Annotated in this window: 11 protein-coding genes; 6 read left to right on the top strand and 5 right to left on the bottom strand. The window is 63.3% G+C overall.

Translation table 11 applies throughout. From position 1 onward, the window contains the following. Nucleotides 1-86: 86 nt before the first annotated feature. The 5 genes from HQ314_RS20540 to HQ314_RS20520 all read right to left on the bottom strand — a co-directional run bounded on the left by HQ314_RS20540 (nucleotide 87) and on the right by HQ314_RS20520 (nucleotide 7,768). Nucleotides 87-2,297 (bottom strand): hypothetical protein, encoded by a 2,211-nt coding sequence (locus HQ314_RS20540; protein WP_222651131.1) that lies wholly within the window; start codon nucleotides 2,295-2,297, stop codon nucleotides 87-89. Nucleotides 2,298-2,707: 410 nt separating this feature from the next. Beyond that, the gene (locus tag HQ314_RS21840; protein ID WP_222651130.1) at nucleotides 2,708-4,252 is read right to left on the bottom strand and encodes an acetyl-CoA acetyltransferase; all 1,545 of its coding nucleotides are present in this window, start codon (nucleotides 4,250-4,252) and stop codon (nucleotides 2,708-2,710) included. A 35-nt stretch (nucleotides 4,253-4,287) separates the two neighbouring features. Beyond that, nucleotides 4,288-5,100, bottom strand: a complete 813-nt coding sequence (locus HQ314_RS20530; RefSeq protein ID WP_204865900.1) for an enoyl-CoA hydratase-related protein — start codon at nucleotides 5,098-5,100, stop codon at nucleotides 4,288-4,290. Nucleotides 5,101-5,140: 40 nt separating this feature from the next. Continuing rightward, the gene (locus tag HQ314_RS20525; RefSeq protein WP_222651128.1) at nucleotides 5,141-6,523 is read right to left on the bottom strand and encodes an MFS transporter; all 1,383 of its coding nucleotides are present in this window, start codon (nucleotides 6,521-6,523) and stop codon (nucleotides 5,141-5,143) included. A gap of 327 nt (nucleotides 6,524-6,850) precedes the next feature. Further along, a complete protein-coding gene (locus HQ314_RS20520) occupies nucleotides 6,851-7,768 on the bottom strand; it encodes a LysR family transcriptional regulator (protein ID WP_222651126.1) in 918 nt (305 codons plus the stop codon). A 123-nt stretch (nucleotides 7,769-7,891) separates the two neighbouring features. On the opposite strand from HQ314_RS20520, the gene HQ314_RS20515 reads away from it, so the two are divergent. The 6 genes from HQ314_RS20515 to HQ314_RS20490 all read left to right on the top strand — a co-directional run bounded on the left by HQ314_RS20515 (nucleotide 7,892) and on the right by HQ314_RS20490 (nucleotide 17,244). Next, a complete protein-coding gene (locus HQ314_RS20515) occupies nucleotides 7,892-10,384 on the top strand; it encodes a CaiB/BaiF CoA-transferase family protein (protein ID WP_261781920.1) in 2,493 nt (830 codons plus the stop codon). Beyond that, nucleotides 10,381-11,862 (top strand): aldehyde dehydrogenase family protein, encoded by a 1,482-nt coding sequence (locus HQ314_RS20510; protein ID WP_261781919.1) that lies wholly within the window; start codon nucleotides 10,381-10,383, stop codon nucleotides 11,860-11,862. Before HQ314_RS20515 ends, HQ314_RS20510 begins: the two co-directional genes overlap by 4 nt. Then, complete coding sequence (locus HQ314_RS20505; RefSeq protein WP_261781918.1) at nucleotides 11,859-12,968, top strand: NAD(P)-dependent alcohol dehydrogenase; 1,110 nt, start codon at nucleotides 11,859-11,861, stop codon at nucleotides 12,966-12,968. Before HQ314_RS20510 ends, HQ314_RS20505 begins: the two co-directional genes overlap by 4 nt. 74 nt (nucleotides 12,969-13,042) lie before the next feature. Further along, nucleotides 13,043-14,641, top strand: coding sequence for an NAD(P)/FAD-dependent oxidoreductase (locus tag HQ314_RS20500; protein WP_222651123.1), 1,599 nt, complete (start codon nucleotides 13,043-13,045; stop codon nucleotides 14,639-14,641). A 928-nt stretch (nucleotides 14,642-15,569) separates the two neighbouring features. Further along, nucleotides 15,570-17,006 carry a hypothetical protein gene (locus HQ314_RS20495; RefSeq protein ID WP_204865892.1) on the top strand — a complete coding sequence of 479 codons (1,437 nt, stop codon included), beginning with the start codon at nucleotides 15,570-15,572 and terminating at the stop codon, nucleotides 17,004-17,006. Nucleotides 17,007-17,040: 34 nt separating this feature from the next. Further along, nucleotides 17,041-17,244 (top strand): hypothetical protein, encoded by a 204-nt coding sequence (locus tag HQ314_RS20490; protein ID WP_222651121.1) that lies wholly within the window; start codon nucleotides 17,041-17,043, stop codon nucleotides 17,242-17,244. Nucleotides 17,245-17,278: the final 34 nt, after the last annotated feature.

Below are 17,278 nucleotides of genomic sequence, written 5' to 3'. Positions count from 1 at the left end.
ATGAGCAGGGTAATGGTCAAGACATAGGTGGCAAGCACATGGTTTGAGTAATCACTTTTGGTTTTCATATTCGTATCCGAGTTCTGCTAATTGACGGAGTTCTTGCGAGGCTCGATGAGCAAAGTAGTGCGGCGTCCGAGTGGTATCGAGGCCCAACCAGACCCAAAAGTGTCGGTGTAGAAGGTGACGCCGGTTTCCCCAACCACATATTCGGTCGAAGGGGTAAGACGCTCGAAAAACAAAGGGAATTCACCGGGATTGTCCGTTGGTTCGAGGACCAGGCACAATGTGCCGTCGCGGCCGTTGGCGTACGTAACCAGAACTTCAGGGTAGGGGGCTGAAGCCAGGAGCGGGCCGCCGTAGCGCGGAATTCGCGCGTTGAGGAAGTCTTCCTGCTTGTACAGACGACCCCAGCGAGCTCGTCCGATAATAGCCTGAACGGCTACGGACGCTGCATACGGCCGCCCGTCGGGCTGGACCGCGAACTTGTTCTTGTCTAGCCCCACAATTGCAGCATCGGCGATGTCGTCACGTCCGAATTGCCTGGCAAGATCTGCAATACCGCCGTACATGGGGACGCTGGATGCGGGATAGCCGGTCGACTCCATCGAGACGAACGCGCCAGAGATAAAGCTCTTGATATTTGGAAAGCGAATGAGGAATCGCTGCAAAAAGTTCTGGCCGGCGTCACTTTCCAGGTCGGGGAGTTTCATCTCTCCGTCGACGACTGGTAAGTAGTTCATCGTCTCGGGGTTCTTACCCAGAATGTAGAGCCGCGACGCAATCTCCGGCGTGAGACTCCGGCCGAACATGTAGATGAATTGGTTGCCGTCGACGAACATCGGGGATGTTCCGTCGTTCCACGTCAGAGAGCCGACGTTCATACCCAGTCGCTGATTGAAATGGCCATGTATATCTCCGTTGAGTTTCGTCCATTCCTGTTCGAGAAAAGAGAGATAGCGATCCTCGACTCTTGACCATTCATCAGTGCCATGGAGCGCCCCGTATCCCTGAATGCCGGCAGCGCCCATCTGATTGCAGGCGGTGTAAATTTGGCCTGGTTCGCACGGCCACATTCCCATCGGAGCAGTACCGAAGGCGGTCGAGTTCCGGGCGGCCAGATCGGCGAAGCTGTAGGAAAATGTCCGCCCGTCTTCCCACGTGAATTTCAGAGCGCCCGGCTGGTCATAGCGATGGTCACAGGTTGCGGCCTCGTAATGAGCCAGGTGCTTGGTCAGAAATCCGGTGAACATGATGTTTTCGCCCTGCGAGCCGACGGGGTCGGGTTTTTTCTTCAAGTTCCCGAAAAAATTCTCGAAGTACCAATAACCCCACACAGGGATCTCCTGAGCTTTGGCGATGACGTTTCGCTGAGCTTGCTCTACCAATGACGGATACGCTGGAATGTAGTTGGCTTGCAGCATCGCGAGAACCTGCCCGGTATCGGTGACCTGATAGCGAAGCGCGCTGGCCTCAACGGCATTTGAGCCCCAGTCCCATCTGTCGAAAGACTGGATCGGTTGCAGCGAGATGTCGAGAAAATACTTCGCCAGTGCAGCATCGGCATCGCTGACGGGCAACGGTGACTCGAGTCCGCTGGGCGTGCGCACGACCCCAATGGGATCGAAGGCGCGGTTGGCTGGACGAAGGTGAGGCGGATCGAACGAACGTACAATTTGCTCTATCACGGCAGGATCGGTATTCGCCAGGGTTTCACGCCGCTCGTCCCTGACCGCAAGATCGCGGCCTCGGCCGCGCACCGCATTGACGAGATGGTGGACGACGTAGAGCGCCGCGCCGAAGAGTAGCACCGGAATTGCCCAAGGCCAGGTTGTGCCCGATTCCAAGCCGAGCCGAGGACCATCAGCCATCGCGATTCCCCCGAGAATGGACAGTATGTATACCGCAGAAACATGGAATACAGAACCGAAACCGACCCAGAAATTCCAACCCAGCCAGAACAGCGCCCAGGTCAGCACGAACAAGATCGGCCAACCGTCGAAAAGGAATCCCCCGCCTGGCACCAAAATCGATATGCCGGCGGCATCTGTCCACCTGTTGCCGCCGAACAGAATCAGCGCCACGCCGACCAGAGTGAGCGCCAAGACCAGCAGCGCAGTACGCAACATGAGCCGCGAGCGAACACGTCCCCACCGCGGGTTGTCAGGAATTTCGGTGATGGCCTCGCGGTACCGTATGAGGTTGCTATCTCGAGGCCCGGTTGGGCGCGGATCGATGTCGGGGTCGTTACTGTCCTTCGGCGGCTGCTCTGAATCACTGATCAGTTGTTGTGTCATGTCTGTTCATTTCTTTCCCATGGGGTCAGTTGAGGTGCCCGGCTTGTGCAGGCGCAAACGAAGTCGGCCTAGCCCCACAGTCGTTTACGCCGACGCGCCCACGCGACAGCGAGCGAATACCACGCACCGATCGCCAGAGTGCCCACCGCGAGGGCGGCTACCCAAAGGCCTGTAGCCAAACCGGAGGGATCCTCGAAGGAGGCGAGGATTGCGAGCACAACCGCAACCACGGCGGTGCTGATGAAAAAAACCCACCCGCTCCCAACGGGGGGGCGACGGGTGCTGGACATCATTTCTCGTCTGTACTTGGTCATCATTGTCTTTCGTTGGTGAGTGACTGCCTCGAATCATTTAAGAACAAGTCGAAATGACGAAAGTGAAGACCGCCGAGAGCCGTGTGCCGCGTCCGCTCAATTCGATCGGCCGACCTCGATCAGCATGTTGCGCCCGTTCGACGGCCTCGCACTGAACCTGGTTCCGATCGAGGTGCCGAGCTGGAGAGTTTCCGCAATCGAATCGTCCTCGGACACGGCAAGAATGCGGGAGCCGTCGCCGAGCCGGCCCACGACGAACGATGCCGCGCCGCCCTCCTTGCGGGGCACCACGGTGTAACTCTCCAGCACTGCCGCAGTCGCGCCGTCGAGCGTGGCCACAGCGACTCGCTCGACCGAGTCGAGCTCGGCCTGAATCGGAGCATCGGAGGTGACGCGGAACGCTCTCGGCAGAGTCGAGTAGATCCCCACGGAGTACTTGCTCAATGTCCCGCCGTTGGCACCGACGAACGCCGGTCCCTCGGTGCCCGAGCGAACGGCATTCATCGCTTCGGCGATGGCATGCATCGTGTAGTTGTTTCCCGCCCCACCGAAGAAGGGCAGCCCTCCCGTCAGAGTCAGCCCCCTGGGATCGTCCGGAGCGAGTCCGAGCCCGTCGCACACGTTCAGCACGGCAATGGGAAAGCAGCTGTACAGGTCGAAGTAGGCGACGTCGTCCACCGCCAGACCCGCCCGCTGCAGAGCGATCTCCGACGCTCGCACCGCCGCTGGGCTGCGCGAGAGGTCCGGCCGGTCGAGCAGGTCGAGTTCACGGAGGTCACACGATCCGTGAAGATAGACCCGGCGGTCCTCAGGAATTCCTGCGGCATCGGCCGCACCGACGGAGGTCATGACCACGGCAGCACCCTGGTTCACTTGGTCTCGGGCCACCATGTATCGGGGGTACGGGTCGGCGATCAACCGGTTCTTCGCGGTCACGGTGGCGAGCTCGCCGGCCGTCCTCTCGATCGGCGCAGCAGCGAAGGGGTTACGCGCTGCCACGGAGGTGAACGGCGCGAACAGCCGGCCCATCTGATCTGCGTATGCCCCGACATCGACACCGATTCGATGTCGTCGCGCGTGCTCGAGCAACGCGTATTGAGGCGGTGCGCCCACCAGCCCGTGCCGCATCTCGTACTCGTTCATCAGACCTTCCAGACCGTATCCCCGGTCCTCGAGATCGCCGTCCACCACTTCATCGAAATCGGGCGAGTCGTCCTTCCCCGCGAACGCCCGTGCAGTGGAGATTGCCTCGGAACCGAAGAGGAGGACTGTCTGTGCACGTCCGGCAGAAATCTCTTCGGCGAACTCGTTCACGAGGTGCTGCGGGCCCTGCCCTCCCACCACCTCGAGTACCGCCCGCTTCGGGGATGCACCGAGGCGGTGCGCCACCGAACGCGGGAAGTTGTTCGAGCGTCCGAGAGGGGCCGTGCCGAAGTCGGACGAGATCTCGAACTGACGAACCCCTGCCACCGTGTCCACTGCGGACGCCTCCAGACCCGCATCCGCGAGGGCCCTCTTCGACGCCTCGGCCGCGAGCTCGACGGCCGACCACCGGTGGTAGTCACCGTGATCGAGCGGATCGGATACCTGTCCGCATCCGACGAGAACGGGGGTACTGGGGTCCAGATGAAGTCGATCCACTGTTCCTCGATCCTGTTCGACGTGCGAGTGTGCTGTCATCGACCGGACCAGCGAGGCTCACGTTTCTCGGCGAAGGCGCGCATCCCTTCGCCGGAGTCCTCGCTCGTGGACAGAACGCGACCCTCTCGGCGGGTGCGGGCCCAGTCGTCGCGCTCCGCTGGAACGGTGTGGTCGTCGATTCCCATCGCGATCCTCTTCGTCGCTCGAACGGAGAGTGGCGCATTCGCGTTGATGACCTCCGCCAGATCGAGTGCGGTGTTCATGAGTTCGCCCGCTGGAGCCAGCGCGTTCACCAATCCGAGCTCGTACGCCCGCGCGGCCGAGATCGGTCGACCAGTGAACATCGCTTCCATGGCGATTTTCGTCGGTATCTGCCTGGGCAGCCGGAATGCTCCGCCGGCCCCAGCGAACACACCACGCTTGACCTCCGGAAGGCCGAAGGTAGCTGTGTCCAGCGCAACGACGAGGTCGCTCGCGAGGGCGATCTCCGTGCCGCCCCCGAGCGCGAACCCGTTGACCGCGGCGATCGTCGGCTTGCTGATCGCGTGCTGCACGTAGCCGGCGAAACCCCAGCGTGCCAGCCGGTCGTCATCGATGCTGAACTCGCCCGCCGCCGCCGCTTTCAGATCCGCGCCGGCACAGAAGGCCTTGTCTCCTGCCCCGGTCAGAATGACCGTCCGCACGCTGGACGTCTCCTCTGCGAACTCCATCGCCTCCCCGACCCCGATGGAGAGGTCGAAGTTGACCGCGTTGCGCACGGCCGGTCTGTTCATCGTGACGATGAGCGTGTGTCCTTGCTGCTCCACGAGCACGCAACCGTTGCCCGCAACATCTATCGTCTGGTTCATTCACGTCGTCCGTTCTGTTCGAGGAATGCAGGTCGTCGGGTCAGGAGGTCGCCGAGACTTCCCCCGCGCCGCTTCGCTTTGCGAGGAACCCGTCGAGGAGTGTCGAGCCGACCGCAATGATCCCGAAGACGAAACAGAGGGCGTAGCTGACGCCGTAGCCTCGGTCGTCCGAGAACGGGAAAGCATTCGTGTGCGCTGCGAGGATCGCGGCTATGGCCGCGCTTCCGGTCGCGGAACCCAGGCCGTAGACGAGGGAGTTCACGCCCTGCGCCATCCCGGCCCGGTCAGGAGACACTGTCCGGGCCACCTGTAGGTACATTCCCGTGTTCGCTCCCGCTATCCCGAAGCCGACGACTGCCGAGGCAAGGTACATCTGCCACTTCTCCGTATGGGCAAGCGTCAGGAACAGATACGCCACCGAGGTCAACACGGATCCGACCAGCAATACGAATCGAGGGCCTCGTCGAGCAGCGATCCGGCCCACCAGTAGCCCGCCGATCAACACGCACACCGCATCGGGCACGAGGAACGAGCCGGACTGAAGGATGCTGGCCGAAAATCCGAACCCGGCCACCTCGCGAGGCAACGAGGCATAGCCGACGAAGAGCAGGAAGAGCGCGCCACACGTCGCGCCGATCATGAAGCCGGCAATGTTGGGAAGGACGAAGAACGGATTCGAGAAGAGCCTCACGTCGACGGTCGGTTCGGGGTGGCGTAACTCCCATACCGCCCAGACCGGGAGGGCGACGGCTGCGATCACGAACAGCCCGAGCGTCACCGGGCTCGACCACCCCCACGTGCTTCCCATACTGAGCGGAAGGAGCATCCCCACGCAGAAGCACGAGAACATCGCAGCACCGACGAGATCCAACCGACCCCCCGTGTGCTCGCCGCTGGCGCCGGGCAAGGTCGTCAGTAGTGCGATCACCGCGAGAGTCGCGAGTCCGAGCATGACCCAGAACGTGACGCTCCAGTCGTAGTCCTGGAGCAGGCCGCCCAGGATGAATCCCACTCCGACGCCGACACCTTGACCGGCCACGACGATCCCGAGTGCTGATCTGACAGCCTTCGGCTCGAGGTGATTGCGCAAGATTCCCACCACCGCGGGCAGAGTGCCGATGACGAATCCCTGCAGTGCACGCCCGCAGAGGAACATGGGCAAGCTCGTCGACACCGCACACAGCAGTGTGCCCACACAGAGCAGACCGAATGCGGCCACGAGGACCTTGCGATACCCGAACGTGTCACCGAGTCTGCCCATGACGGGAGTGGTGACGCCTCCCATCAGCGGTGAGATGATGGCGATCCACGCTGTGGCCGCGCCTGAGGCGCCGAAGGACTCGGACATCTTCGGGATGAGCGGTATGGCCGCAGTGGCACTGACTGCGACGAGAGCCTCACTGAAGGCAAGGGTGACGATCATCGCGATGACTGATCGAGGCAGGCCTGTGGGTGCAGACGATCGCGCACCACGTTCGCCGGCATCCGATGTGCGACCGTTGCGCGATCGGTCTCGAAAGGTGGTGTCGTCCAGAGCCATGGTCGTTCTCCTGAGGCAGTGCGCGGGACAGCGCGAGAGGGGCCCGCAGTGGAGCGACGTTCGGACGGCTCGGTCGGCAGGGTGCCGCTGTGATCCACGTCGCACCGGGGGGCTTCACGGTGACACACACGAGCAGCCTTCGTCTATTGCCCAATTCTTCATGCGAGCGTTGCGCTTTCGGCAACGCCGGAGGTGAAGATCGGGACCGCGTCAGAGGGACTCGGGTCCACTGCACCAGCGCGTGCGAGCGGCCTCCACGAGACTGTCGACCAACCGGTCACCTGCGGCTGCCGACGTTCGCCACACCAGGCCGACCGAGAAGTAGATCGACGGCTCGTCCAATGGCCGGAGCGCGAAGGCAGCATCGTCGAAGACGCGGCTGGTGCCGCCCATCGCAGGATCGAGACTGAGGGTGAGATCGTCGGACCGTCGCACGTGGTTGGCGATGCTCATCATGTCGGTGTCGTCGAGATGTCGAACAGCACCCACCTCGCGACGGAGTCGCTCGGACAAGCCGTTGACAGCCGCGGGTTGGGAGCGCGCCGACGCGATCGCCACGGTCCTGTCGCGGAGGTCGGCCAGCGCGACGCGCTCCTCGGCCGCCAGGGGGTCGTCGGACTTCATGGCCACCCAGAACGACAACCGTGCCGTCTCGAGCACCGATATCTCCGGAATGTCCACCGGGAGATAGACCATGGCGATGTCGAGCTCCCCTTGCTCCACCGATGACACCAGCTGAGCAGAGGGGTGCGAGACCACGTCGACGACGCGAGGCGCGGCCACGCGCTGCACCAGCTCGAGGAACTCGTCGAAATATGTCGGCGGAAGATGGAAGGAACCGCCGACTCGGACGACCCGCGCACGATCAGGCGCCGTCGACTGCGCGATCAGTGCCATGTCCGCGATGTCGGCAAGGACTGCTCGCGCTCTCGGAGCCAGCGCGACGCCCGCCGGCGTCAGCACGATCTCGTGGTGTTTGCGTACGAAGAGATCCACTCCCAGCTCCCGCTCCAGCTCCTTGACCGCCCGGCTGACGGGCGAGGGCGTGAGGTGGAGACGCGCCGCCGCGTTGCCGAAATGTAGCTCCCGCGCAACGGCATCGAAGCAGCGCAGATGGTGGACGTCCATGCGGGAAGTCTGCACCAACGTTGCGCATTCGAGCACGTTTACGTGCGAAAGATGGCGCTGGCCATCGCCCCAGCGACGACTCAGGGTGAAGGGCGTCACACTTTTCCGACAGCAGGAGCATGAATGCCGAGATCGTCGACCGTCAGCGATTCACCTCTGGACGGGGTTCGAATACTCGACATGTGCGCAGGTGCAGGCGCCTCGGCTTCGCGGTTCCTCGGTGAGTTGGGTGCGGACGTCATTCAGGTGCGGGACCTTTCCGTACCGCGAGACCACGCGTCCCCCGACGAACCATCGGCCTCGTTCGTTCGCGACACCGGTAAGAGGTCCATCGCGCTCGATCTGACGGACGAGGCCGACCAGAAGGCGTTCTGGAGACTCGCCGGGACCTGCCAGATCATTGTCGAGGACTCTCGACCGGCCCTCCATCACACGCTGGCCGTCTCCCCTTCCGCACTTCGCGATCGCGTCCCGCAGGCAGTGGTGGCGTCGATCACGGGATTCGGCCAGACGGGTCCCTATCGCGACTGGATCGCTACCGACGCAGTACTGAACGCCATGTCGAGCGAGCTCTCGAGATCCGGCCTTCCGGGAAAGCAGCCACTGTTACCGCCCTCGCCCATCGCCGTCGAGTCAGCGGCGTCCCAGGCTGCATGGGCGGTTCTCGTGGCCTATCTCAGTAGTGTCCAGACAGGCACCGGGGGCCACGTGGATGTGTCCCTCTTCGAGACCCTGGTTCAGACAATGGATCCCGGCTGGGGAATGGGTGGATCTGCAACCGGCGGTGTCCCCGCCGCGGACGGCCCGCGCGACCGTCCCGATGCCCGCCACCTGTACCCGGTGTTCGCCTGCGCAGACGGCTTCGTGCGCATCTGCATGCTGGCACCACGTCAATGGATGGGCATGTTCGACTGGCTCGGCAGACCCGTCGAGCTCAGCGACCCGGAGCTGATGTCTCTGCCGCAGCGCTTCGCCGCGGCACCGATCATCTATCCCGCGATCCAACACTTGTTCGCCACTCTCCACCGTGCGGAGATCGTGATCGCAGCACAGTCCTACGGCGTTCCGGTGGCCGCAATCTTCGACCCGAGTGAAGTCCTCGCGTGCGACCATTTCGACGAACGCGGCGCATTCGTGCGCATCATGACGCCCTTCGGGGAGGCCGTGGTCCCGAACGGGGCGGTAGTCATCGACGGAGAGCGCGCCGGCGTCCGGCGTCCGGCACCGGGTCTCGACGAGCACCACGACGAGATCTCGGCGGAGGCGGACGCGCTCTGCGAACTCGCCGAGATCGAAGCCGTTCGGGCTCCGATCTCCGCGGTGGCACCGACCAGGCGTCACCCCCTCTCCGACCTTCGTGTGCTCGATCTGGGTGTCATCGTGATGGGCGCCGAGCTGGGACGGCTCTTCGCTGATCTGGGCGCTGACGTCATCAAGGTGGAGAACAGCGCGTTCCCGGACGGAGGACGTCAAAACCCGGGACCAGAACCGATTTCAGCAGGATTCGCCTGGGGTCATCGCAACAAGCGGAGCCTCGGCTTGAACCTGCGCTCCCCCGAGGGACTGCGGTTGTTCAAGGAGCTCGCGCTGAAGTCCGATGTGATCCTCTCGAACTTCAAACCCGGAACCATGGAGTCGCTCGGACTGGGGTGGGACGTCCTCAGCGGTCTCAACCCGCGATTGATCGTCGCCGACAGTTCCGCGTACGGCCAGACGGGTCCGTGGAGCAGACGGATGGGATACGGCCCCCTCGTCCGGTCCGAGACCGGACTCACGTCCCTGTGGCGCTACCCCGAATCCGGTGACGGCTTCAGCGATGCCTCGACGATCTACCCCGACCACACTGCGGCTCGTGTCGCGGCGAGTGGCGTGCTGGCACTCCTGTTGCGACGGATGCGAGAGGGACGAGGAGGAACCGTCAGCGTCGCTCAAGCGGAGGTGATCCTGAATCACCTGAGGCCGGCGTTCGCGGTCGAATCGCTGCGTCCGGGCTCTCTCACCGCGGCAGGAAACCAGCTCCGGGGCGACGCACCACGTGGGGTGTTCCCGTGCCTGGGCGACGACGAGTGGGTCGTCGTCGACGTAGCCGGAACCGACGCGTTCCGCCGGTTGAGCACTGTCATCGGAATCCCTCTGTCAGCGAGCGATCGTCGGTTCGCGACCGCTGCCGACCGCGACGCGAACCGTGATCACATCACCGAGGTGGTCGCCGCCTGGACCCGGACCCGGACGCCTCGGGAGGCAGCACATCTTCTCCAATCCGCCGGCATCGCAGCCGGAATGATGCTCAGAGTTCCCGAACTGCTTCACGACCAGCATCTGACCGAGCGTGACTTCTTCCGGTCGATGCATCATCCGTTGCTGTCTCAGGCGTTACCCGCCGAGAACCTCCCTGCCCTCTTCACCGCAGTGGCCGACGCCCCGCAGCGGCCCGCGCCGCTCGCCGGCGAGCACACGTACGAGGTACTCGGTTCCGTGCTGGGGCTCGACCGTTCGACGATCGACGACCTCGTGTCACGAGGCGTCGTGGAGACGACACCGCAGCACTCGGCGTTCTCGCACGATCAACTCATCTCCAGTTCGCACACGCACGACGAGAGGCTCGACCCTTCATGACCACGACACTTCAGCCCCGCGAGCAGACCGTTGCCGACCTGCGACCGCTGTTCGACGCTCAGCGCTCGGCGCACCTACGCGAGGGACCGCCGTCGATCGAGGTGCGCAAGGACCGGCTCAACCGGCTACTGGCTGCGGTCCTCGGCGCCTCCGACGATCTCGCAGAGGCCATGTCGGCCGATTTCGGTCATCGCCCCCTCGCGTTCAGCCTGAGCGCAGACGTCGTGGGCGCTGTCGATCACATCGCCCACCTGAAGGACAGTCTCGAGAACTGGATGACGCCGGTCGTGGTCGCGGGATCGGCGGAAGCCGGGATTCCCACCGAGATCGATGCGGTGCCGCTGGGGGTCGTGGGTGTCGTCGGCCCGTGGAACTTCCCCGTCAGCCTCGTGGTTCATCCTGCGGCCGAGGCCATTGCGGCCGGAAACCGCGTCATGATCAAGTTCTCCGACGGCGGTCCCCGTGCGGGTGCGGTGCTGTCGGAGGCGGTGTCCCGGTACTTCGATCCCTCCGAGCTCGTGGTCGTCACCGGGGGCCTGGACGTCGCCACAGCCTTCTCGTCCCTTCCCTTCGGTCATCTCTTCTTCACCGGCTCGCCTGCGGTCGGCACGATCGTGCAGAGGGCAGCCGCCGAGAACCTGACACCTGTCACCCTCGAACTCGGAGGTAAGAATCCTGCCGTCGTCGCAGAGGATGCGGACATCGCGGAAGCCGCCCGACGCATCGCCGGGTCTCGGATGTCGAACGGCGGCCAGGTCTGCCTGTGCCCCGACTACGTCTTCGTTGAGGCGAGTCGGGTGGACGAGCTGGTGGCTGCGCTGACGTCGAGTCTCATCGCCCTTCACCCGCACTACTCCACCGACACCGCCGTCACCTCCATCGTCGACGACCGCAACTTTCGACGGGTGACCGGTCTGATCGCCGACGCCGTAGCGAAGGGGGCACGGGCCGTCGAGGCCGTACCGGAGGACGAGCGCGCGCTGCTTCCCGACCCCGACACTCGTCGAATCGCACCGACCATCCTGCTCGACGTCACCGACGAGATGGAGGTGGCGAACGAGGAGGTCTTCGGCCCCGTCCTGACCGTCATGCCCTACTCGTCCATGGATGAGGTCATCGAGTACATCGCAACGCGACCGTCGCCGCTCGTCGCCTACTGGTACGGCGACAACAGCCCATCCTTCCGACAGTTCAGAAGCCGGACCATATCCGGCGGTATCAGCCTCAACGACTTCGCCGTACACGCCATGCTCCCGGACATCCCCTTCGGCGGAGTCGGACGAAGCGGAATGGGGAGTTACCACGGAAAGGCCGGCTTCGACACGTTCAGCCACCACCGTGCTGTCGCGTCGTCCGAGATTCCCGGCGGTGTCGTCGGCATGATCGGACCACCCTCCATGACGGCGGAAGCGGCAGCTGACATCCGCGGTCGCATCGCGCACGCGCATTCCGAGGTGCTACGAGAGATCGGCCGATGAGCTGTCTGAAGACCGACGCTGCACTCAGTTTCGACACCGTCTCGGATTTTCGGATCCACGAAGTCGAACTCAGCCTCCCGCAAGGTGACGAGATTCTCGTCGAGATGAAAGCCGTCGGCATCTGCCACACCGACCTCGTGGCTCGCGCGATGAGCCCGGCGGGCACCCCGGCCGTCCTCGGTCACGAAGGAGCCGGTGTCGTGGCGGCGGTGGGGGCGGATGTGCACGACGTCGCCGTCGGTGACTGCGTGTTGATCAGTTTCGCGTCGTGCGGTCTCTGCGACTCCTGCGCAGCAGGCAGCCCCGCCTATTGCACGAGATTCGCCGAGGCCAACGTCTCCGGACGGCGATTGGACGGAAGCGCGACCCTGCGACACGGCGCAGAGGTGGTGTTCGGGTCGTTCTTCGGACAATCGAGTTTCGCCCGGCATGCCGTCACGGCACGCCGAAACGCTGTCGTCGTCGCGCCGGGTTCGGACTTGGTGGAGATGGCATCGTTCGGATGCGGCGTCCAGACGGGTGCCGGCGCGATGCTCGACATCCTTCGACCCGACCCGACCTCACGCGTCATCGTGTACGGCCTGGGAGGCGTTGGTATGGCGGCCGTCATGGCCGCCTCGTATCTCGGCGCCCGACAGATCGTCGGCGTCGACATGTCGCCTTCACGACTGGACACTGCACTGGAGGTCGGCGCGACCCACGTCCTCGACGGCGGTGATCCCGAGATCGCGAACGCTGTCGACGAGCTGACGGACGGCGGACCGACCCACGCCTTCGACACGACGGGAAACCCCGCGGTCATCCGCGGCGCAGCCCGGTCGCTACGCCGAGGAGGCACACTCGTCGTCGTCGGGACCGGGCCGGCCGATGTCAGCATGGACGTGCAGGATCTCATCGCCGGTGGAAAGACTGTGCGTGGCTGCATCGAAGGCGATGCCGACCCACAAGTGATGATCCCCAGGCTGGTTCGCCTTCATCAGGAAGGCCACCTACCGATGCACCACATCGTGCACCGCTTCGATTTCGGTGACATCAACGACGCGGTATCGAGCGCCGCGAGCGGGGCCTCGATCAAGCCGGTGCTGACGTTCTCGACGGGGCAGTGACGACGCGTGCAGTCGTCTACGCCCCATTTCCACATCCCGAAAGCTTCTGATCGCCAACGTGAAAGACAGGTCGGATGAATCACGAACCAACTCTCGACATTGCTATCGTAGGTGCAGGATTCGCCGGCCTGTACATGCTCCACAAAGCGCGTGAACAGGGACTGAACGCCAAGGTCTTCGAACGTGGCGACGGTGTCGGCGGCACGTGGTATTGGAACAGGTATCCCGGCGCGAGGTGCGATGTCGAAAGTTTCTACTATTCCTATTCTTTCTCTCCCGAGTTGGATCAGGAATGGAACTGGACCGAGCGCTACCCCACCCAACCCGAGATCCTCGCCTACCTGAACCATGTCGCAGACCGCTTCGATCTGCGCGACGACATCTGCCTCGGATCCGAGATCGTCTCAGCACGGTACGACGACAACTCGACGTCGTGGAATCTGACCTCGGCCCGGGGCGACGAATTCACTAGCACGTTCTTCGTGATGGCGTCGGGCAACCTGTCGGCCGCCCAGATCCCTGATTTCCCCGGACTGACCGACTTCACAGGCGAGACGTACCACACGGGGAACTGGCCGGAAAATGATGTCGACTTCCGAGGAAAATCTGTCGCGATCATCGGCACCGGCTCCTCCGGAATACAGGTCATACCCGAGATCGCTCGCCAGGCCGAGCACGTCACAGTTCTCCAGCGGACCCCGTCGTTCAGCATGCCCGCTCGCAACACTCCGTTGACCGACGACGAGATATCCGATGTCAAGGCAAATTACGCCTCCCTTAGAGTGGCCAGCAGGAACTCGGCAGCCGGAGCACCCTATCCTCCGAGCACGGACAGCGCGTTCGACGTGAGCGACGAGGAGAGGACTGCTCGGTACGAGCAGTACTGGGCGATGGGTGGCGCACGAATAATGAACGCGTTCGGGGACCTGATGACGTCACCGAAAGCCAATGACACGGTAGCCGAATTCGTTCGCGGCAAGATCGCGGAGTCGGTGGCAGACAAAGATCGAGCAAAGATTCTCACACCGGAAGGTTTTGCGCTGGGCTCGAAGAGAGTATGCGTCGACACCGACTATTACGAGACATTCAACCGAGACAACGTCGACATCATCGACGTGTCTTCCGCACCGATCGAAAGAATCACTGCTGACGGTATCGCGACGGCTGGAGACCGGATCGAGGTCGACGCCATCGTTTTTGCCACTGGGTACGACGCAATGACCGGCGCACTTCTTGCCGTGGACATACGCGGACAGGGCGGCACGTCCCTCCGGGATCAGTGGAGCGACGGTCCCAAGACGTATCTGGGAGTGGCCGTCAGCGGATTCCCGAACATGTTCATCATCACCGGCCCACAGAGCCCGTCGGTGCTCGGCAACGTGGTCGTGTCGATCGAACAGCACGTGGAATTCATCGCGCACCACATCACGTTCATGAAAGACAAGGGATACCGAATTTCTCATCCGGACTTCGACGCCCAGGAAGAGTGGGTACGTCATGTCGCAGAGGTCGGCGAGACGACACTCTTCTCGACAGGCTCATCGTGGTACGTCGGCGCGAACATACCGGGAAAGCCCCGAGTGTTCATGCCCTACATCGGTGGTGTCGGCAACTTCAGGGCCATGTGCGACGAGATTGCCGCAGAGGGCTACCGAGGATTTGTGTTCTCCTGACGCAGGGCGCTGGCACCGTGCCAGCACTCGTTCGACCGGCGTACTACCGCCGGCTCATCTCGGAGGTAAGTCGACGATGGCGTGTTGCTTGTTCGTCATGACCCTTTTCACCTCACTGAAGACGCGCATGATCCGCAAGGGACAACCGTCGTTCAACGACATCGTGATCGACGCCGAGCGTCGTCGCGCACGGAAAGCGTCCGAAGCCTGAGAAGAAACACCCAGCCGGACAACTCGGTCCGAGCTGATTCGAGCCGACGAGGAGTCGAAGCCCGTGAACAGAAGAACGCGACGGCGAACGGCTGGACCGCTGAGACTTGCAGTCGGCGCTCTGGGCGGTCTGGCCACCATCGCTGCGCCGAAGCTCAGGAGCGTGGACAGCCCCGAGAGACAGGCGACCGAGACCGGGATCTATCCCTCGTCGATCACCATCCCTCACCGAGATCACCGCACCGGACCGTTGACGAGGGCGCGTCAACGCCGAACGTTCATCATCCTGGGATCTGTCGAGGCGGCTGGATTGGCGCTGAACGTCTTCGGACGCAGCAAGCGCGCCAGGGCAGTGGGACTGGGGCTGATGGCACCGGGCGGCGGCCAGGCCTACACCCGAAAGCCGGTGAAAGCGCTGCTGTCAGCTCTCACCAGCGCGACCGGACTGATCGTGTGGATCGGAAGCGGGAACATGCTGATGACGCCGCTCGTGTGGCTGGGTAGTGCGGCGTCGGCGGGCAAGGACGCGGGCGGGTCCACGAGGGTCTCGGATGCAGCTCGGGTGGTGGTCCCCTTGCTGGTGGTCGGCAGTACCGCGTGGTTGGTCGGCCGCATCCGAGAGGATTTCGTCAAGCAGCAGGCCGTCGCCGAGGAGACGAACAAGTACCTCGAAACCTTCACTCCCCCACTCCGCGGTGACGACCGGCCCGAGCCGTACGTGGCCGACGAACTGACTCTCGATGAGCTTCTGCTCGCTCGCACTGTTCTCGATGTCGCATTGCAGGATGACGGTGACTGGTCGAACTACGACATCCTCGAGCAGTTTCAGCCTTCTGCGGTCCGCTATCAGCTCAATTATCTCGGCTGGGCACTGTCGATGCTGCAGTACAGCCGAATGCCGGCCTTCCACGGTTACCTGAGCGAAGCGCAACGCAAGCTGATCCAGAAGTTCCAGCAACGCAAGGTGTGGAGCTACTGGTGGCTCGAGAACCTCTGGGGAAATCTGGAGAACAATCCGGACCCCGTCCGCAAACAGAACATCATGCTGACAGGATTTTTCGGCCTGCAGATCGCAACATATCAATCCGCGACCGGCGACATGCGCTACACCGAGCCCGGAGCAGTGAAGTTTCGGTGGAACGACGAGAACTCGTTCGACTATTCCCTCACCACCATCTGCGATGCGATCGTGGACGACATCTCCAGGTCACCGTGGTCGATGATCGCGTGCGAACCGAACTGGGTCTATCCCTACTGCAACGGCACCGGTGCCAACACCTTCCGCATTCACGACCGGATGTCGGGCACGGGGTATTGGGACCGCATCAAGTACGGCTTCACCAAGTCGATGGACGTCGAGTTCCATCGGCCTGACGGAACCTCGCACATGTTCAAGTCCACGCGTACGGGGTACGGCAACGGCGCAATGCCGTTCAACAGTACCGAGATGCGACCACTGACGCCCGAACTCGCCGACCGCGGTTGGGCACTCACCCGCGCGGGCGTATCGACTTTCGACGAGAACGGGGACCCGACCGGCACGGTGTTCAAAGACCTACCGAGCGGATTCGACCCCGGCAACGCCGGCAGCGGAAAAGTTCTCCAGTACGGCGGCATCATCGACGCCGCGCGTGAGGCCGGTGACGAGAAGCTGGCGCAGGCCGCGTGGGACGAATTGTTCGAGACGACGAGGGTCACCAGAGATCACGGCCGGCTGACCTTCGAAGGGGCCTCGCTCCAAGCTACTGCGTTCGTGGCAAAAAGCGCGTTCAACAGGAAGGGCGGTTGGCTCGACCTGATCGAACGTGGATTGCCGGATTCGTGGCTGCACGGGCCTGTCCTCGACGCGGTTGCCTATGCCGACGCGATGGTGGCTCGGGCGGAGACCGACGGGACAAATCTCGACTTGGTCCTCTACCCGGTCTCCGGCGAGGCGACCACCGACCTGACGCTCGCTCGGCTGACTCCCCATTCGCGGTATGTGGTCGACGCCGGTGGCCGGACATCGAACTTCGTGGCGGATGCGGACGGTTCCGCAACGGTCGCAGTGGAACTCGCAGGACGGACAGCGGTCTCGATCAGTCCTGCCTCAGCCCGGTCGACCGAACCGGCTTCCACGACATCACTGTCCCGCCCGGTCTCCGCGAGCACCTGACCCGCGGATTCACCAGAAACAGGAGAACACAGCTATGACCTCATCGAACGTGGACCCGACGCCGTCACCACTCGCACGCGTGCTGGGTGCGGTGAGAACGGTGGATTCCACCGCAGGTGTGATCGTCGACAACTGGATCAGCGTCCCCGCCTGGTACGTGTTGATCAAGGCGATCGGACTCACTCCCGGCAAGCCTCTCCATCGCCTGGCACGACGAGAATTCGACGCGAGCAGGTGATGTGTTCGCATGCAGCACCATCCGAGCGGCCCCG

Origin of the sequence: Rhodococcus sp. BP-332 (assembly GCF_019836065.1) — a bacterium.
Lineage (GTDB): Bacteria > Actinomycetota > Actinomycetes > Mycobacteriales > Mycobacteriaceae > Rhodococcoides.
The sequence above is the reverse complement of the archived record's forward strand: the minus strand, read 5'-3'. Positions and strand labels throughout refer to the sequence as shown.